This is a genomic window from Brevundimonas phoenicis (assembly GCF_047237745.1).
Classification (GTDB): domain Bacteria; phylum Pseudomonadota; class Alphaproteobacteria; order Caulobacterales; family Caulobacteraceae; genus Brevundimonas.
Genome location: NZ_JBDFLN010000001.1, coordinates 2,428,305 through 2,451,578 on the forward strand (window position 1 = coordinate 2,428,305; position 23,274 = coordinate 2,451,578).

Sequence of the window (23,274 nt, forward strand, 5' to 3'; positions counted from 1 at the left end):
CTTTTCACGCCCTGCTGCTAGGCTTGCAGCATGACGCGACTCCTTTCCTCGACTGAAGTGCTGGATTTCTGGTCCGACGCTGGACCGGATAAATGGTTCGCCAAGGACGCCGCTTTCGACCGCGCCTTCACTGATCGCTGTTGCGACACCCACTACGCCGCCGCGCGACGCGAACTGGATCACTGGATCGAGGCGCCCGCGTCGGCGCTCGCTCTGATCATTCTATTGGATCAACTGCCTCGAAACGCCTTTCGCGGCACGGCCCATATGTTCGCAACCGATCCATTGGCCCTCGGATTCGCCAAGGAGGCGATCCGACGAGGCCATGACAGCAAGCTCCCCTCGGAACTACGCGCCTTCATGCTGATGCCCATGATGCACGCCGAATCCTTGGAGGATCAGGAACGATTGCTGACCCTCCTAGACGAAGAACGTGAAGCGGAAACCTACAGGTTCGCCGTCATCCACCGCGACATCATCGCCCGTTTCGGGCGCTTTCCCCACAGAAACGCCTGCCTGTATCGCAGCACCACGCCTCAGGAGGACGAGTTTTTGGTTTCAGGCGGTTTTTCCGGATGACATCTAGGCACTTTTGGTTGTCCTAAATTTCTGGACGGCGACGACAACATCGGCTGGGTGCAGAACGAGCGTCTGACGCCCGCACACTAAGCGTATCGCCTGCCGCTCATAGGGAGAGGCGCCCGTTGGTTCGATCGGCGGGCGTTTCTCTTTTCTGTGAGCAAGCGAATCAGGCGCCTGCCCTCGAGCACGAATCAGCGGCATCCTTGTCGCCATGAACGCCGCCGTCGCCCTCGCCGATCTCGAAGCCCGCACGGCGGCCGCGCCCGCCGACCACCCCGAGTGGCAGTATCTGAACCTGCTGCGGGATATCCTCGACAACGGCGTGAGGCGTGACGACCGCACCGGCACCGGCACCCTGGGTGTTTTCGGCCGCCAGATGCGCTTCGACCTGTCCAAGGGCTTCCCCCTGCTGACGACGAAGAAGCTGCATACGCGGTCGATCTTCATCGAGCTGCTGTGGTTCCTGCGCGGTGAAACCAACATCGCCTGGCTGAAGGACAACGGCGTCAGCATCTGGGACGAATGGGCCGACGCGAACGGCGACCTTGGCCCCGTCTATGGCAAGCAGTGGCGCTCCTGGGCAGCCCCGAACGGCGCGAGCATCGACCAGATCCAGAAGCTGGTGCACGGCCTGAAGACCAATCCCAACAGCCGCCGCCACATCGTCAGCGCCTGGAACCCGGCCGATGTGGACGACATGGCGCTGCCGCCCTGCCACTGCCTGTTCCAGTTCTTCGTCGCTGACGGAAAGCTAAGCTGCCAGCTGTATCAACGGTCGGCCGACGTTTTCCTGGGCGTGCCGTTCAATATCGCCTCCTACGCCCTGCTGACACACATGCTGGCCAAGGTCGTGGGGCTGGAGCCGGGCGATTTCGTCCACACCTTCGGCGACGCCCACCTGTATTTGAACCATATTGAACAGGCTCGCCTTCAACTGACTCGCCAGCCCTTGGATTTCCCGAAGCTCAACCTCAAGCGACAGCTGCGAGATATTTTTGAATACGCCTATGAGGACATTGAACTCGTCGGCTATGCGGCCCATCCGCATATCCCGGCCAAAGTGTCCAAATAAAACATGGACAGACCCGCGCTGTTCATCGGCTCCTCGCGCGAGGCGATGGATGTCGCCTATGCCTTGCAACGCAATCTTGAGTACGAATCTGACCCAACAGTCTGGGATCAGGGCGTGTTTCGCCCGATGCGTCAGACGCTGGTCGATCTTGTTGCCGAAGCCGCTCGAACCGATTTCGCAGTCTTCGTCTTCGCCCCGGACGACGTGGCGGATATTCGTGGCGAAACGAAAGCTATTGTTCGCGACAATGTCCTGTTTGAGCTGGGAATATTTATCGGTGCACTCGGACTTGAACGCTGCTTCATCGTAGCGCCGCGCGATGCGCCCAATCTCCACCTGCCCAGCGATCTTCTGGGGCTGGAGCCATTACGCTATGCGGCGGATCGCAGAGACGGAAGGCTGCTCGCCGCCCTCGGGCCCGCCAGTCATGAAATCCTTGGCGTCATTCGTCGCTCCGACGCACACTGGCGCGGTGTCGATTCCGCGCCGAAGCCTTCGGCTCCCGCCGACATCACGCTCGACATCCAGCGATTGACCAACCGCTTTCTCGCCGACTGGGCTGGCGAAAATCTTGCCCCCTTCCGCGAGCGGCTCAGAAGCCCAATTCCCATGCACATGGTGGAAGATGAGGATGGATCGGCGACGGCGGCGATCAAAGCTGTCTTCGGTTTCCTCAACACCATGGCCGAAGCGTTGCTTTCGGGCAGGGTCGATGAAGCCAGGCTTCGCCCCGTATTCGAGCAACCCGTCCGGCATGTCTGGGGCCGAGCTTTCACCTACCTCGCGCCTCCCAATCATGCCGACGACGCTTGGGATCCATCTCCATACATCGCCTTGCTGGATCGTCGCTGGCGACGAGATACGCTTTGAAACTCACCGATCTTCAAGCGGATGTCCTGCGCATCTCCGACATCTATGCGCGCGAGCATTCCATCGACCGCGATCGCGATTGGGCCCTGCTGAAGCTGCAGGAAGAGCTGGGCGAGCTGACTGCCGAGCATCTGCGCCTCACCAGCCGCGCGCGCGGCGCCGCCGACCCGCAAGCCCTGGCCGATGAGGCGGCGGATGTTCTGGGCATGCTGCTGATCTATTGCGACCGCGCCGGCGTCGACCTGAACGCCGCAATGCAGCGCAAATGGTTGAGTTGGTTGAGGGCTGACACGTAAACTCACGTAACGACGACTGGCGAATTGGGCCGTTTGAGCGCACCCTCCCCGCGATCCGCCATCAGGCGGTGTCTGGAAACGGGAGGGTTCCATGGTCAAGAAGTTCGCCGCCGAACTGGTCGGCACGCTGGTTCTGGTGCTTTTCGGATGCGGGGCCGCCGTGCTGGGCGGGTTCGATCACGTCGGGCAGTTGGGCATCGCCCTGGCCTTCGGCTTCGCCATCGTGGCCATGGCCTATGGCATCGGGCCGGTGTCGGGCTGCCACGTCAATCCGGCCGTCAGCCTGGGCGCCTTTGTCGCCGGACGGATGAGCGCCAAGGACATGGTCGTCTACTGGATCGCCCAGTTCATCGGCGCGATCATCGGCGCGGCCATCCTAGGCATGATCGCCAAGACGGGCTTCGCCAGCCTGGGCCAGAACGGCTTCGACGCCGGATCACCCGGCGGGTACGGCCTGCACGCCGCCCTGATCTTCGAGGTCGTCGCCACCGCCATCTTCCTGATCGCCATCCTGGGCGTGACGGGGGCCAAGGGACACGGGGCCTTCGCCGGGGTCGCCATCGGCATCACCCTGGCCGTCATCCACATTGTCGGCATCCAGGTGACGGGCGTGTCGGTCAACCCGGCTCGCAGCTTCGGCCCCGCCCTGCTGGTCGGAGGCCAGGCGCTGAGCCAGGTCTGGGTATTCTTCGTCGCCCCGGCGATCGGCGCGGTGATCGGCGGCCTGCTGTTCCGCTCGAAACTGCTCGAGCCGGACGCCTGATCAGGTCGAGGCGGCGCTGTCCGGCGCCGTCATCGGCATGCGCGCCAGCCTGGCGCTGAGTGCGTCCCTGTCTTCGGGCGCGGGCACGAGCACGACGCTGTTCTTGACCGCGCCCATCGACACCGTGGCCCGATAGGCGAAGAACATGCCTTCACGCGCGACAAAGCTGACAACCGCGGCGTTGTTCTGAGGACCGGCCAACCCGCCAAAGCCGGCGGCCAGTTCGTGTTCGCCCGGATCCACCGCGACGGCGGTGAACTTGCCGCCCTTGATCTGGGCGAACTCCCGGCCGTCCAGCGCGAGGTTCATGCCCGCCGCCATGGCCACGAATCCCTCGCGATAGACGATGACCAGGGCCTTGCCGGGCGGCGGCGTCAGGCTGGCGACGTTAGCGCGTTCGGCCTCGGACGCGGCGACGCCGGTCCGGTTGCCCGCCAGATTGGCCATGATGTAGGCCGTGAAGGCGCCGGCGAAGAGGCCCGCCATCATCGGCAACACGCCCAGGTCCGCACCGACCGCTCCGCCCAGGAAGCCGAGAAGGAAGGAAACGACCAGCAGGACGATGAATCCGACGATCAGCGGCTTGGCGTACTTGTTCACACGGGGCTCCGAGGGCATTTGGAAGTGACGTTCCAGCATCAAACGGACAATCAGCTTGGCTGTTCCCTCCATCGCCCTCGTCGTCGCCCGCGCCCGCAACGGCGTCATCGGTCGGGACGGCGACCTGCCCTGGCGACTGCGTTCGGATCTGCAACGTTTCAAGGCCGTGACCGTGGGCAAGCCCTGCATCATGGGCCGCAAGACCTGGGAGAGCCTGCCGTTGAAGCCCCTGCCCGGCCGCCTGAACATCGTGCTGACCAAGGATGAATCCTACGCCGAGGCGGGGCTGGCCAAGGGCGCCGTGGTCTGCGCCGCCCTGGACGAAGCCCTGTCTATCGCACGTGAACAGGCGGCGGAGGACGGCGTGGACGAAGTCTGCGTCATCGGCGGCACGGCGGTGTTCGCCGCCGCCCTGCCCCGCGCCAAGCGTCTTTACATCACCGAGGTCGAGGCCGAACCTGAAGGCGACGCCGTCTTCCCGCCCTTCGACGAAACCGCCTTCGTCCGCACCGCGTTCGAACCGCACGAAGCGGGCGAGAAGGACGACCACGCCTTCGCCTTCACCGTTCTGGATCGTCGCTGAATCTAAGGGAGAGCCGAATGATCGTCGCCACCACCAACGACCTGGCCGGTCATCGCGTCGTACGCCAACTGGGCGTGGTGCGCGGCATCACCGTGCGCTCGCGCAACGTCATCTCCGACGCCATCGGCGGGGTGCAGTCGATGATCGGCGGCAAGGTCGGCGCCTATGTCAAACTGGCCGAGGCGGCGCGGCAAGAAGCCTATGACGACCTGATCGCCCATGCGCAGGAGATCGGCGCCAACGCCATCCTGGCCATGCGCTACGACGCCAATGAGATCATGCCCGGCGTGACCGAGGTTCTGGCCTATGGCACCGCTGTGGTGGTCGAGCCCGTCTGAGAACTCGGCAGGCGCGACCTGTCTCCAACTACGCGCGCGCCTTTTCCCCTTCCGGGCCCAGTCCCAGGGCCCCGGCGACCTGGCGCGCCACGGCGTCAAACCGGCGCGCGATGTCGCCATCAGGCTCAGCCACGATCAGGGGCCGTCCTGCGTCGCCCGCACGGCGCAACGCCCCGTCCAGCGGCAGATCGCCCAGATAGGGCGCATCCAGACGCGCGGCCTCGGCCTCGGCGCCGCCGGTCCCGAACACTTCGCCGCTCATGTTCTCGATCAGACCCAGGGTCGGCACGCCGACCTTTGCGAACAGGGCGTGCGCCCGGCGCGCATCGGCCAAGGCCACTTCCTGAGGCGTCGAGACGATCACGGCTCCATCCAGCGGCGTCTTCTGGATCAGGGTCAGTTGCACGTCGCCGGTGCCCGGCGGCAGGTCGATGACCAGGACGTCCAGCGGCTGCTCTTGCGTCCCCCAGCGCGTCTGGGTCAGCATTTGGGTAATGGCCTGCGACGCCATCGGCCCGCGCCAGATCATGGCGTCCTCGGCCTTGGTCAGCAGGCCGACCGACATGGCTTTCAGGCCGTGGGCCGTATGCGGGACCATGGCCCCGTCCTCATAGGCGGGCTGGCCCGACAGGCCCAGCATGGTCGGCAAGGACGGGCCATAGACATCGGCGTCCAACACCCCGACCGACAAGCCGCGCGCCGCCAACGCCGCCGCCAGATTGACCGCAACCGTCGACTTGCCGACGCCGCCCTTGCCGCTGGCCACGGCCAGGACGCGCTTCACATGGGCGGGGCGATCCGTCGGGACCGGCGCCTTGGGCCGCCCCTGATCGGTCGCAGCCTTCGACAGGCCCGCCGTGCGGCGCGGCGCGGCGGTCACAGCCTCGGCGGTCAGGACGACCGACACCCGCTCCATGCCCGGCATCGCCTTCAACGTCGCCTCGGCCGCGTCGCGAACGGGAGCGTACAGCGCCGTTTCCTTGGCCGGAACCTCCATGACGAAGCCCGCACGGCCATCGGCCACGACCAGCCCCTGCACCAGCCCCGCCGTCGCCAGCCCCTGGCCCGACTTCGGGTCGATCACGGCGTCAAGGGCGGCGAGAACGGCGGCGCGGTCGGTCACGATAGAAGCTCCTTGTGGCCCGACGGACTTGCCGGGCCGGTGACGGGCGTTCTATCGCCCTAAGCGTCCGTTCGCGAGTTGATCCTTTGTCCCAGCCTCACATCACCTTGATCGCCGGGCCCACCGCCTCAGGCAAGTCGCGCCTGGCGATGGAACGCGCGCGCGAGACGGGGGCCGTCATCATCAACGCCGACAGCCAGCAGTTGTACGCCGACCTGCGCGTCCTGAGCGCCCGCCCCTTGGTCGAGGACGAGGCCGAAATCCCGCACAGTCTGTATGGCGTCGCTGACGCCGCCGACGCATGGTCTGTCGGTCGCTGGAGTCGGGCGGTCATGAACCTGTTGGCCGAACTGGCGGCTGAGGGGCGCCCCGCCCTGCTGGTCGGCGGCACCGGCCTCTATTTCAACGCCCTGACCAAGGGGCTGGCCGATATTCCGCCGGTGCCGGTCGAAACCCGCGACGCCGTTCAGGCCGAGTTCGACGCTGAAGGCGAAACCGCCTTCCGCCGCCGCCTGAGCGAAATCGACCCCGCCGCCGAAGCCGCCGTCTTTCCCGGCGATCGGCAGCGCCTGGTTCGCGCTCTCAGCGTGCATCGCGCCAGCGGCCGCGCGCTCAGCGCCTGGAAGGCCGACACGCAACCGCTACTGCCGCCCGACAGCTATGACGCCATCGTGGTTGAGCCGTCGCGCGAGCGCCTCTACGCCTCATGCGACGCGCGCGTGGACCTGATGATGGCGCACGGCGCGCTGGACGAGGTGCGCGCGCTCGTCGCCCGCGATCTGGACCCGGACTTGCCCGCCATGAAGGCGGTCGGCGTGCGTGAACTTGCGGCGCATCTGGCGGGCGAGCTGTCGCTGGACGGCGCCGTCGACGCCGTAAAACAGTCCACCCGCAACTACGCCAAGCGCCAGCTGACCTGGTTCCGCAACCAGCAGAGAGACTGGCCCCGCCATCCCGGTTTCGCCTGAACTTCTTCGCCAGCCTCTTGGAAGGCCGCGTCGCCCATACTATATTGATCCTGCTCGGGTTCGCCCGAGCTATGGCGATAAACGCGCCTGTAATAAGCGGACCGGACCCGGGTGCGATTCCCGGCGGCTCCACCAACTTCTTCCCCGCGTTATCGGCGGAGGCAGCATGGGGCCGACTAGCATCGACGGACGTGTAAAGAGGATTGCTTTCGCTCGTCCTGGCCCACCGTATCGGGCCTTTATCTAACTGCGAACGATAACTTCGCTGGAGAAGTCCGCCTCGCCGCGTAATGCGGTTCGGTTGATTTCGAACACTTAAGTCCTAGGGGTTCAGATCCTTAGGCGGGGCCCGGGGGGCGCCTGGCAACAGAAGCTCCCCACTTTTCAGGCATCTCGGGAGCCTGGCAACAGAATCCCGGCGCTTCTCTCGACATTGAAATTCCTTTGCCGCAGGCGACTCTGCGTCTTCCGTCGCTCGCCTTGGGCGGGTAACAGTCGCGCGTTCCCCTTTCTTGAGGCGCCGATGACGGATCAAACTCCCCCTGTCGACGAGATGCACTATGAGCAACTCGCCCAGGACGCCCTGCGCGGCGTGATCCGCCTGGCGCTTGAGCGCGCGGCCGAGCCCGAAGGCATCCCCGGCGCCCACCACTTCTACATCACCTTCAAGACCCGCGGCGCCGGCGTCAGCGTCCCGCCGGACGTCCTGGCCAAATATCCCGATGAAATGACGGTGGTGCTGCAGCACCAGTATTGGGATTTGGCGGTCGAGCCGGACCTCTTCTCGGTGATGCTGAAGTTCGGCGGCGCGCCCAAGGTGCTGACCGTGCCCTACAGCGCCGTGGTCCGCTTCTACGACCCCAGCGTGCAGTTCCTGCTGCAATTCGACGAACCTGAAATCGTCGAGGCCGAGGTCGCGCCCCTGTCGCCGCCTGCGCGCGACCCGGACGCCGCCCCGCCTCCGCCCTCGGACGACGATGGCCCGAAGGTCGTTTCGCTGGACCAGTTCCGCAAGAAATAACGTCTTCGCGCCAAGGGGAACGCAACCTTTGGCTGCAGACAAGCGTTGCCGTAACCTCCCCTTCCTTACCTAAGCGAGGTCGCTTCCATGCGTCTGTCCCTCATGTCCGCCGCCGCCGTTTCCCTGACGCTGGCCGCCTGCAGCCAGCCTGAAGCGACCCCGCCGGCGGAAACCCCGACCGCCTCGACCGAAGCCGCGCCCGCAACCGCTGAAATCGCCGCCGCTGACTGGAACGCCCTGAACACCCAGATCGGCAATTATCCCAACGAGACCAAGCTTCTGGAAGACAGCGCGATCACGGCTGATCTGAAGACGCTGCTGGGCGACAAGTTCGACGTCCTGACGACCAATATGCAGACCCAAGCGCCGCTGCAGAAAGACGGCGCCGTCCTGTTCACTTCGGGCAACAAGCAGCATGAGGGCGGCGTCAACGCGGCCTATCTTCTGATCGACCCGGCGACCAAGGCGCTGGAAGTCGGCCTGTGGGAAGGCGGCAAGCTGACCACCTACAAGACCGCCGGCTCGAACATCGCCAAGCCGAAAGACGTGCAGACGCTGATCTCCAACGCAGCAGGCTGATCCGCCTTCAAGACTGACCTTAAAGATAGGGGTCGCGCCCGGCGCGGCCCCTATTTTCGTGACGCTATTTGCGGGGAAAGACTCGAATGGTGATCCGCTCGCGCTCGCCTTCGCGGCGCTCGACCAGCAGGCGGGCGACCTGGCTGTCGTCGTGGAACAGATAGCCCTTGATCGCGTCCAGCAGGGCCTTGGCGAGGTTGTCCAGGTCCATCCACGGCGGATCCCCGACGTGCTCCATCACGATCTCGACGACGTAATCGCCCCATGATGGTCGCGACGTCCATTCCTTGCGCATGAACTCATAAACCAGCGGCTTGTAGTATTTGGCCTGGGTGGTCAGGCCGTCGATGGCGATCTCGACCGCCTCGCCCTGCTCGCGCGCCCTGACCTTTCCGGTTCCGATCCAGCCGTCCACGCGCCGTCCGCCTTTCGTGAAGTGCGGCTCGCCTTGCCCCGCCGCGCCTGCGTGCTACACCGCCCGGCATCTTCCCGCCACGCCTGAGAGACGAGTCCCGCGCACATGAGCAACGTTCGTATCGAAACCGACACCTTCGGCCCCATCGAGGTCGCCGCTGATCGCTATTGGGGCGCGCAAGCCCAGCGTTCGCTCGGCAACTTCAAGATCGGCTGGGAAAAGCAGCCCCTGCCGGTCGTGCGCGCCCTGGGCATCGTCAAGCGCGCCGCCGCCGAGACCAACCGCGACCTGGGCAAGCTGGACGCCAAGCTGGCCGACGCCATCATCGCCGCCGCCAATGAAGTGATCGAAGGCAAGCTGAACGACCACTTCCCCCTGGTCGTCTGGCAGACGGGTTCGGGCACCCAGTCGAACATGAACGCCAATGAGGTGATCTCGAACCGCGCCATCGAGATGCTGGGCGGCGAGATGGGCTCCAAGAAGCCGGTCCACCCCAACGACCACGTCAACATGAGCCAGTCGTCGAACGACACCTATCCGACGGCCATGCACGTCGCCTGCGCCGAGCAGGTGGTCAACGACCTGCTGCCCGCGCTGAAGCACCTACACGCCGCGCTGGACGCCAAGGCCAAGGCCTGGGCCCACATCATCAAGATCGGCCGCACCCACACCCAGGACGCCACGCCCCTGACGCTGGGCCAGGAATTCGGCGGCTACGCCCACCAGGTCGCCATGGGCATCGAGCGCATCGAGCAGACCCTGCCGCGCCTGATGGAGCTGGCCCAGGGCGGCACCGCCGTCGGCACCGGCCTGAACGCGCCGATCGGCTTTGCTGAAAAGGTCGCGGCCCAGATCGCGGGCATCACCGGCCTGCCCTTCACCACGGCGCCGAACAAGTTCGAGGCCCTGGCCGCCCACGACGCCATGGTCTTCACCCACGGCGCCATCAACACGGTCGCCGCGTCGCTGTTCAAGATCGCCAACGACATCCGCTTCCTCGGCTCGGGTCCGCGCGCGGGTCTGGGCGAACTGTCGCTGCCGGAAAACGAACCGGGCTCGTCCATCATGCCGGGCAAGGTCAACCCGACCCAGAGCGAAGCCCTGACCCAGGTCTGCGTCCAAGTGTTCGGCAACAACGCCGCCCTGTCGTTCGCCGGTTCGCAGGGCCACTTCGAGCTGAACGTCTATAATCCGGTGATGGCCTACAACTTCCTGCAATCGGTCCGCCTGGTCGCCGATGCGGCCATCAGCTTCACCGACAACTGCGTCGTCGGCATCGAGCCGCGCGAGGACAACATCAAGCACGGCCTTGAAAACAGCCTGATGCTGGTCACGGCTCTGAACGCCAAGCTGGGCTATGACACCTGCGCCAAGATCGCCAAGACGGCGCACAAGAACGGCACCACCCTGCGCGAAGAAGCCGTCGGCGGCGGCTATCTGACCAACGAAGAGTTCGACGAGTGGGTCCGCCCCGAGAAGATGATCTCGCCGCAGTAAGCCGCGGTCATCGTCAGAGTTGAAGACGCCGGCCGGGTTCGCCCTGGCCGGCGTTTTTCATGCTCAGCCCTTGTCGCGAATGGTCCGCCCCACCGGGGCCAATGACAGCTTGACCAGCTCGACGTTCTTCAATGCGAACGGAATGCCGATCAGGCTGACGAACTGGGGTACGGCGATCAGGATATGCGCCAGGGCGATGTACCAGCCCGCCAGCACCAACCAGATCACGTTCAGCCCGACGCCCAGGCAGCCCGCGCCCAGATCAGCCGGGTTCGGATCGCGCCAGACAATCTCGCGCCCGAACGGCCAGAAGGAATAGCTGGCGATCCGCCATGCCGAAAACGCCCAGGGCAGCCCCACGACCGTCAAGGCCAGCAACAGCCCGCCGAACAGCCAAGCCAGGCCCGAGGCGAAACCGCCCAGGAAGAACCACAGCAGGTTCAGGATCAGTCGGATCAAGTCTGTCGCCCCTTCGCGTCAATCACACCCTCTATATGGCGAAAGGCCCTGCTGATTGCAGCAGGGCCTCGGGTGAAATCGCGGTAAGGCGACGCCTTAGTGTTTCTCGGTCCAGCGCGCCTTGGCCTCGTCCTTCGTCATGTTCAGATGCACATGTTCATCCACGCGCGTGACCCAGGTGACGGGGATCATGTGGTGCTTGAGGCCTGAACCCAGATCCAGCTTGGCCAGTTCGATCTGGTCGCCCATCACATGGTCCACGCGACCGACGTGGCCGCCGTCCGAACCGACGACTTCCTGATGTTCCTTGATCATCGAGGCGTTTATCATTGACGCTCTCCGTTACTATGGGGACCGTCCCGGAACGGCCCAACCGCTAGAGGGTTCACCGCAAAGCCAGGCGAGGAAGTTCACAATGTCGATGATCGTTCACCACGCGCCGCAGTCCCGCTCGACCCGCCTTCTGTGGCTATTGGAGGAGTTGGGCGCCGACTATCGCGTCCACTACGTCGACATTCTGCGGCGTGAGGGTCAGGGCCGAACCGACCCGGCCAACCCCCATCCGCTGAAGCAGGCCCCGGCGCTTGAAGTCGACGGCCAGGTGCTGATCGAATCCGTGCTGATCTTCCTGTTCCTGACGGATCGCCACCCAGAGGCGGGCCTGGCGCCGGGACCGGCCGATCCGCGCCGGGCGGAATATCTGTCGTGGCTGGGCCTCTACAACAATGTGCTGGAGACGGTGCTGACCTCCGGTCCGCCCGCCGGTTGGAACGAGACTCAGAAGGCCGCCTATGCCGAACTGGACCGGCGTTGGCGCACGGCGATCCAGGGCGGCGACTACATCCTGGGCGACTTCTCGGCCCTCGACATCCTGTTCGGCAGCCTGCTGCAGTGGTTCCGCGCCGCCATGCCTGCGGGCGAGCCTTATGACGCCTATGTCCAGCGCATCGGCGCTCGCCCGGCGCTGAAACGCGCCTGGGCCAAGGATAGCCCGGACGGTCATGTCTGATGGGTGAGATCGTCAACCTGAACAAGGCGCGAAAGGCTCGCGACAAGGCCGCCGCCAAGCGCACGGCCGAATCCAACCGCCTGACCTTTGGACGCACCCGCGCCGAACGCGAGACCATGCAGAAGGAACGCGATCGCGACGCGGCCCGCCTGGATGGCCACAAACTGGACGAGCCGGACGCCTAGGCCGCCGAGCGTTTCGGCGCGCGGATCAGGAACAACTGCCCGGCCAGGACCAGGGCCAGGCCGACCAGCGCCAGGACGCCGAAGCGCGCGCCTTCGAACATCACCGACACCAGCATGGCAATCGGCGGCGTCAGGGCCGAGATATAGCTGGCCACGGCGTACCCCCTCGCCCGCGCGATGGTGAAATACAGGCCGAAGGCGATGACCGAGCCGAACACCGCCAGATACAGCAGCGAAATCACATAGGCCGGGCTCCACGCCACCGACCAGGATACGCCCGTGACCAGGGCGTAGAGCGCCAGCGTTCCCGTGCCGTAGGCCATGGCCCAGGCGGTGGACGGCAGCACCTGCGATCCCGCCTGCTGCCCTCTCCAGGCGAACCAGTTGCCGAAGGCGGAGGCGACGACGGCGATCACGGCGAAGCTGACGCCTGCGACCGCGTGGGCGCCCAGGCCTGCGCCCATCACCTCGCCCGCCGACAGGACGCCGACGCCGATCACGCCCAATCCCGCGCCCAGCCAGGCGGCGCGCGCCGCCTTCTGGCCCGAGGCGACACGGAACAGGATCAGGTTCAGGAAGGCCAGGGCGGCGAAGATCACCGCCACGACGGCCGAGGCGATCTTTTCCTCCGAGGCGTAGACGAAGGCGTAGCTGATGGCGAAGGAGAACAGCCCCTGCCCCAGCGCCGCCAGATGCTGGCCGCGCGTCAGGGCCAACCGCCCGCCCGTCGCCTTGACGATCAGCGCCAGCAGGGCCGAGGCGATGCCGAAGCGCAGCACCACCGAAACCACCGGATCGACAGCCCCCAGCTGGAAGGTGATGGCGTACCAGGTCGTGCCCCAGATCAGGGCGCAGACCCCGACGCCGCCGATGGCCAACAGGGCCGGTGAAGACAAGCGCGACGACGCGGTTTCGGACTGGGGAGCTTCAGACTGGGACACGCCGGCGACTCGGTCGAAACGAAACGGGAACTTCCGATAGCACCGCTTCGGGTCCGCCGTCTCTCACCTGTTGCAGCCTTATGCGACGCTGGCGCGTTCTGTTAAGCTAGTCCTTCAAAGGAGACGCTGATGCGCCTGTTCCTCGCCCCCCTCGTCCTGGCCCCGGCCCTGCTGGCCGCCGCCTGCTCCACCCTGCCGGAGACCTCCATGACCGAAGTCCAGGTCACCGCCACCTATCGCGAACGCATCATGCTGCCGCCCGGCCATGTCCTGACGGTCAAGGTCGAGGACGTCAGCCTGATGGACGCGCCGTCCCGCACCATGGCCGAGGTGCGCCAGCCGCTGAACGGTCGCGCCCCGCCCTACGCCGTCACCCTTTCGGTGCCCAGCGACAAGATCGACGCCCGCCACCGCTATGCCGCGCGCGCTGAAATCCGCGACGCCTCCGGCGCCCTGCGTTTCACCACCGACACCAACTACGCCGTGCTGACAAACGGCGCCTCGAACAGCGCCGACATCGTCATGGTGGGCGTGCGCTAAGCCTTGAGCGGCCTCGCCAAACGATCGGTGCTGCTGTCCGGCCACGCCACCTCGGTGGCGCTGGAGCCTGAGTTCTGGGCCGTGCTGGACGCCATCGCGGCCGAACTGACGCTCAGTCGGTCAGGCCTGCTGATCCGCATCGACGCCTGGCGGGGCCGCCGCCCCCTGGCCTCCGCCTGCCGCATCCTGGCCCTGCAATGGACCGGCGGCGACCGCAGTTTCGCAGAAGAGAAGACGCCATGAGCGACGCTCGCATCGACAAGAACCGCCTGATCCCCGCCGCCGTCTTCGGCGGACTGGTGGCCGTAGGCCTGATCGGCGGCGGCGCCCTGATCGGTCAGGGCGTGGTCAACGCCCGCGCGGGCGACCGCTCCGTCACCGTGCGAGGCTTGGCGGAAAAGGACGTGAAGGCCGATCTGGCCGTCCTGCCGATCCGTTTCACAACCTCAGGCGACGTGTTGTCCGAGGTGCAGGCCCGCATCGACGGCGACCTGGCCATCGTGCGCCAGTTCCTGAAGGCGCAGGGCTATCCCGACGACGCCGCGGACCTGGGTCAGCTGGGCGTGACCGACACCCGCTCGCGCGAATACGCCAGCCAGACCGGCGGGCCGCGCTTCATCCTGACTCAGACCGTGATCGTGCGCACCACGGACGTCGACCGGGTCCAGACCACGACCCGCAGCCTGAACGATCTGGTGCGGCAGGGCGTGGTGCTGCAGGACTTCAACGGCCCGTCCTACATCTTCACCAAGCTGAACGACGTGCGCCCGGCCATGATCGCCGAGGCCACCGCCGCCGCCCGCAGCGGCGCCGAACAGTTCGCCAAGGACTCCGGCGCGCCGCTGGGGCCGATCAAGACGGCGGGACAGGGCTCGTTCGAGATCCTGTCGCGCGACGGCACGGGCGATGAAGCCGGCACGCCGAACAAGAAGGTCCGGGTCGTCACGACGATCAGCTATCGACTGAAATAGGTCCGCGCCAATGCGCCCGCCTAATCAGAGGTCCGTCAGATAGGCCGCCAGCACGACGGCGTCATTGTGCTCTTCGTCCTTGGCCCCATAGACCAGGGTCGCCGGGCCATCGGCGAGCGCGGCCTTCAGTTCGGATACGACATCGCCGTTGGCCTCCAACTCCGCGCGATAGCGGTGCTGGAACTCCGTCCATTTCGCCGGATCATGGCCGAACCACTGCCGCAGTTCCGTCGTCGGCGCGATCTGCTTGAGCCATAGGTCCACGCGGGCCTTGTCCTTGCTGAGACCACGCGGCCAGAGGCGGTCGACCAGGATGCGCGTCCCATCCGCATCGGACGGCGGTTCATAGACGCGCTTCAAGGCGACCTTCACGGCCTCATCCGCCCTGCGGTTCGGGCGCGGCCACCTGGGGCGGTTCAGAGGGGCGCGGCAATTCGGGCGGAACCGGGCGGTCTGGAACCTCAGGCAGGCGCGGCGTCGGCACATTGATGTCGACGTTCAATTCGGGCGTTGACGGCGCCGGCGCCCTTCCTCCGGCGAAGACGAACCAGGCTATCACCGCCACGGCGACGAGAAGCCCCCCGACGATGAAGGCCAGACCCGCCCCGCCGCCCTTTCGCGGCGCCGGGACGTTGTTGACGGTAGTCTGATGGACGACGCGCTCAGGCGGGATATTGGGATCGGTCATGACGCGGCCTCAGGACCGCTCGGCGCAGCCGGCGCCGAGACTTCAGGCAGCTTGACCTCGACATCGACATTCCTGGTGTCCGACGCCCCGCCTCGGCCCAGAAGGAACCAGGCCAGGACAGCCACAACCACGACCAAACCGCCGACGATGAAGGCGAGACCGGCGTTGCCGCCGCCGCTTGAGTTTTCCGCCATAAGGCATCCCTTCCCTTTGCTGACCCTGTCGTGTGCGAGAACGACGCTCTGACTGCGCGGTTCCGGAACGGCCCTGTGCGAATAGGCCTGACTTTGGCCGCCGTGCTGCTTATGTTCTCCCATTCAAATTCCGGCGGCTCGCCCGCCTGTCCCGCCGCCTGAGTATCCGCCCCTGTGACTGACCTGCCCGCTCCCCGCATTTCCGACCTCGCCCGCGCCCAAGCTCCCCAAGGCGCGGCGGCCGACTATCTGTCGGGCCTGAACCCCGAGCAGCGCGAAGCGGTGGAGACGACCGAGGGGCCGGTGCTGGTGCTGGCGGGCGCCGGCACGGGCAAGACGCGCGTCCTGACCACCCGCCTGGCGCACATTCTGGCGACCGGCCGGGCCAAGCCGTGGGAACTGCTGGTCGTCACCTTCACCAACAAGGCCGCGCGCGAGATGCGCGAGCGGATCGGCCATCTGATCGGCCCGTCGTCCGAAGGCTTACGCTGGCTGGGCACCTTCCACTCGGTCGCGGCGCAGATCCTGCGTCGCCATGCGGAGCTGGTCGGTCTGAAGTCCAGCTTCACCATCCTGGATACGGACGATCAGGAGCGGCTTCTGAAGCAGCTGCTGGAAGCGGCCAACATCGACACCAAGCGGTTCACGCCCAAGTCGCTAGCCCATATGATCGACCACTGGAAGAACCGCGGCTGGACGCCCGACAAGCTGCCGCCGGGCGAGGACTTCGCCAACGGCAAGGGCCCGGCGCTGTACGCCGCCTATCAGGCGCGGCTGGCGACGCTGAACGCCTGCGACTTCGGCGACCTGCTGCTGCACAACATCACCATCCTGTCGAAACACGCTGATCTAGCGGAGGAATATCGTCGCCGGTTCCGCTACATCCTGGTGGACGAATATCAGGACACCAACGTCGCCCAGTATCTGTGGCTGCGACTGCTGACCTCCTCGACCGGCAATGTCTGCTGCGTCGGCGATGACGATCAGTCGATCTATGGCTGGCGCGGGGCCGAGGTGGACAACATCCTGCGCTTCGAGCGCGACTTCCCCGGCGCCAAGGTCATCCGGCTGGAGCGCAACTACCGTTCGACCAAGCACATCCTGGGCGCGGCTTCGGCCCTGATCGCGGCCAATCAGGACCGACTGGGCAAGACCCTGTGGACCGAGGACGACAGCGGCGACAAGGTGCGGGTGCGCGGCGTCTGGGACGGCGAGGCCGAGGCCCGCCTGATCGCCGACGAGATCGAAACCACGCGCAAGCAGGGTATGAATTACAAGGACATGGCCGTCCTTGTTCGCGCGTCCTTCCAGATGCGGGCATTTGAAGAACGCTTCCTGATGCTGGCCATTCCCTATGTCGTCATCGGCGGGCCGCGCTTCTTCGAGCGGGCGGAAATCCGCGACGCCCACGCCTATCTGCGCCTGATCCAGTCCGAGGACGACGATCTGGCGTTCGAGCGCATCGTCAACGTTCCCAAGCGCGGCATCGGCGACACCAGCGTCCAGAAGATCCTGCACATCGCGCGTGAGAACGGCGTCTCGGCCATGCGGGCCGTGCGCCACCTGATTACGACGGACGAGCTTCAGGCCCGCACCCGCACGCCGCTGGCCAACTTCGTGCGCGATCTGGACCGCTGGCGTGACCTGATGGCGATGGGCACGCCCCACTGGCAGGTGATGGAGACCCTGCTGGACGAGAGCGGATACACCGCCATGCAGAAGGCCGACCGCACCAGCGGCCAGACGCGCTTGGACAACCTGAAGGAACTGACCCAGTCGATGCAGTCGTTCGAGACGCTGCAGGCCTATCTGGAGCATGTGTCGCTGGTCATGGACCTTGAGCGCCGCGACGAGAACGCCGACGGCTCCGGCTCGGTGCAGATCATGACGCTGCACGGCGCCAAGGGGCTGGAGTTCCCGCTGGTCTTCCTGCCCGGCTGGGAGGAAGGCGTCTTCCCCAGCCAGCGCAGCATCGACGAGAAGGGCGTGAAGGGACTGGAGGAGGAACGCCGCCTGGCCTACGTCGGCGTCACCCGCGCCAAGCAGGACGCACGCATCAGTTTCGCCGCCAATCGCATGGTCTATGGCCGCTGGACATCTCAGTTGCCCAGCCGTTTCGTCGATGAACTGCCCCTCGCCCACGTCGAGCCGCAGTCGGACACCGGCTATTACGGCGCCTCGACCGGGATGAAGGAGGCCAAGAGCCGCTGGGACGACGCCCCCTCCTTCGGCGGCGGCTATTCCAGCCCCGGCTGGAAACGCGCCCAGGCCCATACCGCGACGCAGACGCCCAAGCCCGCCTACGCCCGCCGCACCGTGATAGAGGGCGAAGGCCGACTGATCGCCACGGCCGATCCCAAGGCGGCGTCCGGCTGGGCGCGCGGCGACCGCGTCTTCCACCAGAAGTTCGGCTATGGTCAGGTCCGCGCGGTGGAGGGCAACAAGCTGGTCGTGAGCTTTGACAAGGCGGGCGAGAAGAAGGTCATCGACACCTTCGTGGAAAAGGCGCCCTAGGCGCGCCGTCCTCGCGGGGCGAAGGACTCCCACAGCCCCGTCGCCACCAGAACGACAGTCGACGCCATCGTCAGCGCCAGCGGCGACCAGCCTCGCCCGATCAGGAAGACGGTCCCCAGGATCGCCACGCCGATCACGCGCGGCCACGCCACCTTGCCCCAGATGCTGAAGACCGACAGGGCCGTTCCCAGCAAGAACAGCAACGGCCCGCCGATCAGCACGGCGGCACTCGCCGCGCCCGCCACGCCTAGCGGATGCGCTAGTGCCAGTTCATCGCCAACCGCCGTCACCACGATCCCCGCCACGACGATGATCGGGCAATAGGTATAGGTTCTCCGGGCGATGGCGCCGGGGTCAGCGGCGTGGCTGATGGTTTCCGATCCGGCCTCGTGCGCCTCGCTGAAGAACAGCCACCACATGGCGATGGTCGTCACGAAAGCGGACACGAAGGCCGCAGCCACCGGCGGCGTCCACGCCAGTTCCGCAAACGTCGCTCCGGTGATGATGATCGACTCGCCCAGGCAGATGATGACGAACAGACCCACGCGCTCGGCCAGATGCGCGCCCTCGACGTTCCAGTCCGTCGTACTGGATCGACCCAGGCCCGGCACGAAGAAGGCCAACGCCGGACCGATGAACTCCAGCGCCAGGGCGACCAGCCAGATCAACAGTCGCGCCTGCCCATCGGCCAGGCCGCCGCTGATCCAGAACCCGGCGCCCAGCAGGGCCCATAGCGATATCCTCTGGAAATTCGCCCTCTGCGTCGGCGAACCGCGCACCGCCCACAGGGTGAACAGGCTGCGCCCCACCTGAATGGCGGCGAAGGCGCAGGCGAACGTCAGCCCCCTGTCACCGAACGCCGTAGGCAGGGACATCGACATGACCAGGCCCGCCGCCATCAGAACGAACATCATCAGCCGCACAGGACCACGCTCGGGGTCCAGCCAGTTGGTGATCCAGCTGGTGTCGATCCACACCCACCAGACCGCCGCCAGCAGGACGGCCGCCTCCAGCGCGCCGAGCGACGTCAGGTGCGCCAGCAGCAGATGGCTGACCTGGGTGATGGCGAAGACGAAGACGAGATCGAAGAATAGCTCGACAAAGCTGACCCGAGCATGCTCTCCGGGCCGTCGAACGCGCATCAGACTGGCGGCCATGCCCCACCCTTCCTTAACCCTGTTCCACGAACGTGCTCCCGTGCGCGCCGTTCGTCCAGAACCCCAGACATCCTCGGTCGCGCCGCGCCTTTGGGAGCAGGCCGCGGCGGCCTTCATCCTGTTCCTTCTGACCGGGGCGCTGATCGGCCCCATCTTTGCGCCGCAGCAGCAAGAACTTCCGGCGCTTCGGCTGATCTGGCCGCCGATCTATCTGATCATACTGGGCCTCATGGCGGTTCGCGCGCGCCAGATGGCGGCGGCCTGGCCCGCCTTCATCCTGCTGGCCCTGATGGTCATCCTGGCTCTGTCGTCCAGCCTATGGTCGCAGGCGCCGGATGTAACCCAGCGACGGGTTCTGGCCCTAGCCCTGACCGGCGGCTTCTCCATCTATCTCGGCGTCGTATTCCGTGGTGCTGAACTGCCGCGCCTGCTGACCTGGACCTTCCTTGCCCTCGGCGTCGGCAGCCTGATCGCCGTCTTCCTGTTTCCCAGCCTGGGCGTCCATCACAGCGCCAACGCCGGGTTGTGGCGCGGCCTGTGGTACGAAAAGAACCACATGGGAATGATCATGGCGGTCGGCCTGATCGCCGCCTCGGCCCTGCTGGCGGCGGGCGCGCCGCGGGATCGGCGCATCGCCGTGGCCGCCATCGGCGTCTGCGCGCTGGCTCTGCTGGGCTCGCAGTCCAAGACCGCCCTGATCATGGCCATGCTGGGCGGCGGACTGATCGCCATGTGCCGTCTGATTGCGCGCATGGGGCCGGTGTTCGGGGTCGTCGTCGTATGGAGCCTGGGGCTGACCGCCGTCATCAGCCTGTGGGTCTGGAACCAGTACTCCGTCGAAATCCTAGCCTTGTTCGGCAAAGACCCGACCCTGACCGGCCGCACCGAGATCTGGGCCGCGATCGAGCGCATGGCGGCGCAGCGACCCTGGCTCGGCTATGGCTACGGCGCCTTCTGGGTGCTGGATACCGAGCCGATGGAATGGATCCGCCACGAGACCAGGTGGCGCGTGCCCTCGGCCCACCACGGCTGGCTGGACCTGCGTGTTCAGCTGGGCTGGGCGGGGACATGGCTGGTCAGCGCGGTCATAGCTCTGACCTCGGCCGCTGTCCTGTTTCGCCTCTCAGGTCTGGGGCGGCGCGAGGGATACTGGAGCCTGGCCTATCTGGCCGCCTTCCTGCTGCTCAGCGTGTCGGAAAGCGTCTTGATGAGCCATCAGGATCTGCCCTGGACCCTGTTCGTCGCGGTTCTGGCGCGCAATCTGGTTTCCGACCGCACGACCTGACGCGGGCCTTGCCCCCGCCGTCTTCGAAGCCTACCAGACCCTGCCCCGAATCGCCGCAAGCTGCCCTGATGGACGATCTGTTTTCCAACCTCGACGACGCCGAACCGGCCAAGCCCGCCGCCCCTGCGCCCGCAGCCGCTGCGGTGACGCCTCCGGTCGCGCCTCAGCCTGCGCCGGCCCCCGTGCATCAGCCCAAGGTCGAGCTGACGTCCCACGCCAGCGCCGCGACGGCGGCCGCCACCGGCTATTCCGCGTCCTCGATCGAGGTGCTGGAGGGACTTGAGCCCGTCCGCAAGCGCCCCGGCATGTACATCGGCGGCACCGACGAGCGCGCCCTGCACCATCTGTTCGCCGAAGTGCTCGACAATGCGATGGACGAAGCCGTCGCCAAGCACGCCAAGCTGATCACCGTCGATCTGGACGCCGAAGGCTATCTGTCGGTGCGCGACGACGGGCGCGGCATCCCGGTCGACCCCCACCCCAAGCACCCCGGCAAGTCGGCGCTGGAAGTCGTCATGACGGTGCTGCACTCGGGCGGCAAATTCTCGGGCAAGGCCTATGAGACCTCGGGCGGCCTGCACGGCGTCGGCGTCTCGGTCGTCAACGCCCTGTCGGAAAGCCTGGACGTAACCGTCTGGCGCGACGGGTTCGAGTGGCGCCAGTCCTTCAGCCGCGGTCATGTGCAGGCGCCGATCCAGCAGGTCGGCCCGTCCAAGAAGAAGGGCACCCTGATCCGGTTCAAGCCGGACGATCAGATCTTCGGCGTCGGCGCGACCTTCAAGCCCGCGCGCCTGTTCCGCATGACGCGGGCCAAGGCCTATCTGTTCCGCGGCGTCGAAATTCGCTGGACCTGCGCCCCGGAGCGCATCACCGACGCCACGCCCGCACAGGCGACGCTGCACTTCCCGGGCGGTCTGGCCGACGCCCTGGCCGAGCGCGTGGGCGAACTGGAAACCGTCACCCCCGTCTTCGCCGGGCGCGTCGAGCGCAAGGGCGAGGCCGGCGCACTGGAATGGGCCGTCACATGGTCGCCGATCGGCTTCGGCGACGCCGACAGCTTCGTCGCCTCCTACTGCAACACCGTCTCGACCCCCGACGGCGGCACGCACGAGACTGGTTTCCGCGCCGCCCTGGTCAAGGGGCTGAAGGCCTATGGCGAGTTGATCAACGAGAAGCGCGCCGCCCAGATCACGGCCGAGGACGTCATCGCCAATGCGGGCGCCCTGATCTCCATCTTCATCCGCAACCCTGAGTTCCAGGGCCAGACCAAGGACCGCCTGTCCTCGCCCGAGGGCGCGCGTCTGGCCGAACAGTTGCTGCGCGACCCCTTCGACCACTGGCTGACCGAAAGCCCGAAACAGGCCAACGCCCTGCTCGGCTTCGTCGTCGACCGCGCCGAGGATCGCCTGCGCCGCCGCAAGGACAAGGAAGTCCAGCGCGCCGCCGCCACGCGCAAGCTGCGTCTGCCCGGCAAGCTGTCGGACTGCAGCCGTCAGGCCGCCGAAGGCACCGAACTGTTCATCGTCGAGGGCGACTCGGCCGGCGGCTCGGCCAAGCAGGCGCGCGACCGCACGACCCAGGCCATCCTGCCCCTGCGCGGCAAGATCCTGAACGTCGCCTCGGCCACGGCGGACAAGCTGCGCGCCAATGTCGAACTGACCGACCTGATGCTGGCGCTGGGCGTGCAGGCGGGCAGCCGCTTCAGCGTCGACGACCTGCGCTATGAGCGCGTGGTCATCATGACCGACGCCGACGTCGACGGCGCCCACATCGCGGCCCTGCTGATCACCTTCTTCTATCGCTCCATGCCGGACCTGATCCGTCAGGGGCGGCTATATATGGCCCTGCCGCCGCTCTATCGGATTTCGGCGGGCCCGCTGTCGGAATACGCCCGCGACGACGCGCACCGCGATGAACTGCTGGCCACGACCTTCAAGGGCAAGAAGACCGAGATCGGCCGGTTCAAGGGTCTAGGCGAGATGATGGCCTCTCAGCTGAAAGAGACCACCATGGACCCGAAGAAGCGGACCCTGGCCCGCATCGCCCTGCCCGACAGCGAGGAAGAGATCGAGGATCTGGTCGAGCGCCTGATGGGCCGCAAGGCTGAGGCCCGCTACAACTTCATCCAGGAAAACGCCCGCTTCGCCCAGGCCGATCTGGACGTTTGATCAGCCTGTATCGCCGTTCCGCCGCCCTTCCCGAGGGGGACGTCGCCTAGGCGCGTAGTTGTGATTGAGCATCCTTCGCAACTGGAGCCTATTATGTCCTTTCTTCACCCCCTCGCCTCTATTGGTCTGGTCGCTGCTGTCTCCCTGGCCCCCGTCGCGGCACAGGCGCACGCCCGCCTGGTTAGCGCCACGCCGGCGGCCAAGTCGACCGTGGCCGCGCCGCGCGTCGTGACGCTGACCTTCAGCGACCGCGTGGCTCCGGCCTTCTCCAGCTTCGACGTGGTCAACGCCGCCGGCGCCAAGGCGACGGTTCGCACCCAGGTCAGTCAGGACGGCAAGACCATCACCGGAACCCTGGCTCGCCCGCTGGCCGCGGGGGCCTATGTCGTCAACTGGCGTATCGCTTCCACCGACGGCCACCGCATGACCGGTAGCTACGACTTCACCGTCCGCTAA

The 23,274-nt window shown here is 66.3% G+C and carries 30 protein-coding genes and 1 other RNA gene; 21 read left to right on the forward strand and 10 right to left on the reverse strand.

Annotated elements, in window-relative coordinates; all coding sequences use genetic code 11:
- The first annotated feature begins 30 nt into the window (after window positions 1-30).
- The 5 genes from ABC419_RS12160 (at window position 31) to ABC419_RS12180 (ending at window position 3,583) form a co-directional block, all read left to right on the forward strand.
- Window positions 31-579: a DUF924 family protein gene (locus ABC419_RS12160; RefSeq protein WP_200167406.1), complete on the forward strand. Its 549-nt coding sequence runs from the start codon at window positions 31-33 to the stop codon at window positions 577-579.
- A gap of 214 nt (window positions 580-793) precedes the next feature.
- Window positions 794-1,654, forward strand: coding sequence for a thymidylate synthase (locus ABC419_RS12165; RefSeq protein WP_412877315.1), 861 nt, complete (start codon window positions 794-796; stop codon window positions 1,652-1,654).
- 3 nt (window positions 1,655-1,657) lie between these two features.
- Window positions 1,658-2,524, forward strand: coding sequence for a TIR domain-containing protein (locus ABC419_RS12170; RefSeq protein WP_412877314.1), 867 nt, complete (start codon window positions 1,658-1,660; stop codon window positions 2,522-2,524).
- Complete coding sequence (locus ABC419_RS12175; protein WP_125900904.1) at window positions 2,521-2,820, forward strand: nucleoside triphosphate pyrophosphohydrolase family protein; 300 nt, start codon at window positions 2,521-2,523, stop codon at window positions 2,818-2,820. The genes ABC419_RS12170 and ABC419_RS12175 overlap by 4 nt, the downstream gene beginning before the upstream one ends.
- Before the next feature lie 91 nt (window positions 2,821-2,911).
- Entirely contained in the window at window positions 2,912-3,583 is a 672-nt protein-coding gene (locus tag ABC419_RS12180; RefSeq protein ID WP_313040976.1) for an aquaporin, read from the forward strand.
- On the opposite strand, the gene ABC419_RS12185 is transcribed toward ABC419_RS12180, so the two are convergent.
- Complete coding sequence (locus ABC419_RS12185) at window positions 3,584-4,183, reverse strand: hypothetical protein (RefSeq protein WP_412877313.1); 600 nt, start codon at window positions 4,181-4,183, stop codon at window positions 3,584-3,586.
- 55 nt (window positions 4,184-4,238) lie between these two features.
- Here ABC419_RS12185 and ABC419_RS12190 point away from each other — a divergent pair, with 55 nt between their 5' ends.
- Both ABC419_RS12190 and ABC419_RS12195 read left to right on the forward strand, forming a co-directional pair.
- Window positions 4,239-4,766, forward strand: coding sequence for a dihydrofolate reductase (locus tag ABC419_RS12190; protein ID WP_412877312.1), 528 nt, complete (start codon window positions 4,239-4,241; stop codon window positions 4,764-4,766).
- Between the two features lie 17 nt (window positions 4,767-4,783).
- On the forward strand, window positions 4,784-5,104 hold the full coding sequence (locus ABC419_RS12195; protein ID WP_003165113.1) for a YbjQ family protein: 321 nt from the start codon (window positions 4,784-4,786) through the stop codon (window positions 5,102-5,104).
- Between the two features lie 28 nt (window positions 5,105-5,132).
- On the opposite strand, the gene ABC419_RS12200 is transcribed toward ABC419_RS12195, so the two are convergent.
- Window positions 5,133-6,227 carry an Mrp/NBP35 family ATP-binding protein gene (locus ABC419_RS12200; protein WP_412877311.1) on the reverse strand — a complete coding sequence of 365 codons (1,095 nt, stop codon included), beginning with the start codon at window positions 6,225-6,227 and terminating at the stop codon, window positions 5,133-5,135.
- 86 nt (window positions 6,228-6,313) lie between these two features.
- On the opposite strand from ABC419_RS12200, the gene miaA reads away from it, so the two are divergent.
- The 4 genes from miaA to ABC419_RS12220 all read left to right on the forward strand — a co-directional run bounded on the left by miaA (window position 6,314) and on the right by ABC419_RS12220 (window position 8,795).
- The gene (miaA, locus tag ABC419_RS12205; RefSeq protein WP_412877310.1) at window positions 6,314-7,195 is read left to right on the forward strand and encodes a tRNA (adenosine(37)-N6)-dimethylallyltransferase MiaA; all 882 of its coding nucleotides are present in this window, start codon (window positions 6,314-6,316) and stop codon (window positions 7,193-7,195) included.
- 13 nt (window positions 7,196-7,208) lie between these two features.
- Window positions 7,209-7,577, forward strand: a transfer-messenger RNA (tmRNA) gene (gene ssrA / locus ABC419_RS12210).
- Between the two features lie 141 nt (window positions 7,578-7,718).
- On the forward strand, window positions 7,719-8,216 hold the full coding sequence (locus ABC419_RS12215; RefSeq protein WP_125900893.1) for an SspB family protein: 498 nt from the start codon (window positions 7,719-7,721) through the stop codon (window positions 8,214-8,216).
- 87 nt (window positions 8,217-8,303) lie between these two features.
- Entirely contained in the window at window positions 8,304-8,795 is a 492-nt protein-coding gene (locus tag ABC419_RS12220) for an Ivy family c-type lysozyme inhibitor (RefSeq protein WP_412877309.1), read from the forward strand.
- Between the two features lie 64 nt (window positions 8,796-8,859).
- On the opposite strand, the gene ABC419_RS12225 is transcribed toward ABC419_RS12220, so the two are convergent.
- Entirely contained in the window at window positions 8,860-9,210 is a 351-nt protein-coding gene (locus ABC419_RS12225) for a RusA family crossover junction endodeoxyribonuclease (protein WP_125900891.1), read from the reverse strand.
- A gap of 105 nt (window positions 9,211-9,315) precedes the next feature.
- Between ABC419_RS12225 and fumC the strand changes: the two genes are divergently transcribed.
- Window positions 9,316-10,707 carry a class II fumarate hydratase gene (fumC, locus tag ABC419_RS12230; RefSeq protein ID WP_412877308.1) on the forward strand — a complete coding sequence of 464 codons (1,392 nt, stop codon included), beginning with the start codon at window positions 9,316-9,318 and terminating at the stop codon, window positions 10,705-10,707.
- 63 nt (window positions 10,708-10,770) lie between these two features.
- Here fumC and ABC419_RS12235 read toward each other — a convergent pair whose 3' ends face one another.
- A complete protein-coding gene (locus ABC419_RS12235) occupies window positions 10,771-11,166 on the reverse strand; it encodes a YccF domain-containing protein (RefSeq protein ID WP_412877307.1) in 396 nt (131 codons plus the stop codon).
- A gap of 96 nt (window positions 11,167-11,262) precedes the next feature.
- Complete coding sequence (locus tag ABC419_RS12240; protein ID WP_087140701.1) at window positions 11,263-11,496, reverse strand: DUF2171 domain-containing protein; 234 nt, start codon at window positions 11,494-11,496, stop codon at window positions 11,263-11,265.
- An 85-nt stretch (window positions 11,497-11,581) separates the two neighbouring features.
- Between ABC419_RS12240 and ABC419_RS12245 the strand changes: the two genes are divergently transcribed.
- Entirely contained in the window at window positions 11,582-12,175 is a 594-nt protein-coding gene (locus ABC419_RS12245) for a glutathione S-transferase family protein (protein WP_200167393.1), read from the forward strand.
- A complete protein-coding gene (locus tag ABC419_RS12250; RefSeq protein ID WP_200167392.1) occupies window positions 12,175-12,360 on the forward strand; it encodes a DUF4169 family protein in 186 nt (61 codons plus the stop codon). Before ABC419_RS12245 ends, ABC419_RS12250 begins: the two co-directional genes overlap by 1 nt.
- On the opposite strand, the gene ABC419_RS12255 is transcribed toward ABC419_RS12250, so the two are convergent.
- A complete protein-coding gene (locus tag ABC419_RS12255; protein ID WP_412877306.1) occupies window positions 12,357-13,301 on the reverse strand; it encodes a DMT family transporter in 945 nt (314 codons plus the stop codon). The two genes, ABC419_RS12250 and ABC419_RS12255, sit on opposite strands and share 4 nt — an antisense overlap.
- A gap of 129 nt (window positions 13,302-13,430) precedes the next feature.
- Between ABC419_RS12255 and ABC419_RS12260 the strand changes: the two genes are divergently transcribed.
- Genes ABC419_RS12260 through ABC419_RS12270 form a run of 3 tightly spaced genes read left to right on the forward strand, consistent with a single transcriptional unit; the run spans window position 13,431 to window position 14,812 of the window.
- Window positions 13,431-13,841, forward strand: a complete 411-nt coding sequence (locus tag ABC419_RS12260; protein ID WP_200216026.1) for a YbaY family lipoprotein — start codon at window positions 13,431-13,433, stop codon at window positions 13,839-13,841.
- A 3-nt stretch (window positions 13,842-13,844) separates the two neighbouring features.
- Window positions 13,845-14,084, forward strand: a complete 240-nt coding sequence (locus tag ABC419_RS12265; protein ID WP_312052651.1) for a ribbon-helix-helix domain-containing protein — start codon at window positions 13,845-13,847, stop codon at window positions 14,082-14,084.
- On the forward strand, window positions 14,081-14,812 hold the full coding sequence (locus tag ABC419_RS12270; protein WP_412877305.1) for an SIMPL domain-containing protein: 732 nt from the start codon (window positions 14,081-14,083) through the stop codon (window positions 14,810-14,812). Before ABC419_RS12265 ends, ABC419_RS12270 begins: the two co-directional genes overlap by 4 nt.
- Before the next feature lie 24 nt (window positions 14,813-14,836).
- Here the strand turns inward: ABC419_RS12270 and ABC419_RS12275 are convergent, their stop codons facing one another.
- Genes ABC419_RS12275 through ABC419_RS12285 form a run of 3 tightly spaced genes read right to left on the reverse strand, consistent with a single transcriptional unit; the run spans window position 14,837 to window position 15,694 of the window.
- Window positions 14,837-15,184: a DUF488 domain-containing protein gene (locus ABC419_RS12275; protein ID WP_200167387.1), complete on the reverse strand. Its 348-nt coding sequence runs from the start codon at window positions 15,182-15,184 to the stop codon at window positions 14,837-14,839.
- Between the two features lie 4 nt (window positions 15,185-15,188).
- Window positions 15,189-15,500, reverse strand: a complete 312-nt coding sequence (locus ABC419_RS12280; RefSeq protein WP_412877304.1) for a hypothetical protein — start codon at window positions 15,498-15,500, stop codon at window positions 15,189-15,191.
- Window positions 15,497-15,694 (reverse strand): hypothetical protein, encoded by a 198-nt coding sequence (locus ABC419_RS12285; RefSeq protein WP_200167385.1) that lies wholly within the window; start codon window positions 15,692-15,694, stop codon window positions 15,497-15,499. The genes ABC419_RS12280 and ABC419_RS12285 overlap by 4 nt, the downstream gene beginning before the upstream one ends.
- Before the next feature lie 174 nt (window positions 15,695-15,868).
- On the opposite strand from ABC419_RS12285, the gene ABC419_RS12290 reads away from it, so the two are divergent.
- The gene (locus ABC419_RS12290) at window positions 15,869-18,208 is read left to right on the forward strand and encodes an ATP-dependent helicase (protein ID WP_412877303.1); all 2,340 of its coding nucleotides are present in this window, start codon (window positions 15,869-15,871) and stop codon (window positions 18,206-18,208) included.
- Here the strand turns inward: ABC419_RS12290 and ABC419_RS12295 are convergent.
- Window positions 18,205-19,365, reverse strand: a complete 1,161-nt coding sequence (locus ABC419_RS12295; RefSeq protein WP_412877302.1) for a low temperature requirement protein A — start codon at window positions 19,363-19,365, stop codon at window positions 18,205-18,207. The genes ABC419_RS12290 and ABC419_RS12295 overlap by 4 nt on opposite strands.
- Here ABC419_RS12295 and ABC419_RS12300 point away from each other — a divergent pair.
- From ABC419_RS12300 to copC, 3 genes are all read left to right on the forward strand, one after another.
- Window positions 19,364-20,650 (forward strand): O-antigen ligase family protein, encoded by a 1,287-nt coding sequence (locus tag ABC419_RS12300; RefSeq protein WP_412877301.1) that lies wholly within the window; start codon window positions 19,364-19,366, stop codon window positions 20,648-20,650. The genes ABC419_RS12295 and ABC419_RS12300 overlap by 2 nt on opposite strands.
- 68 nt (window positions 20,651-20,718) lie before the next feature.
- Window positions 20,719-22,818: a DNA topoisomerase IV subunit B gene (locus ABC419_RS12305; RefSeq protein WP_412877300.1), complete on the forward strand. Its 2,100-nt coding sequence runs from the start codon at window positions 20,719-20,721 to the stop codon at window positions 22,816-22,818.
- A gap of 93 nt (window positions 22,819-22,911) precedes the next feature.
- Entirely contained in the window at window positions 22,912-23,274 is a 363-nt protein-coding gene (gene copC / locus ABC419_RS12310) for a copper homeostasis periplasmic binding protein CopC (RefSeq protein WP_200167375.1), read from the forward strand.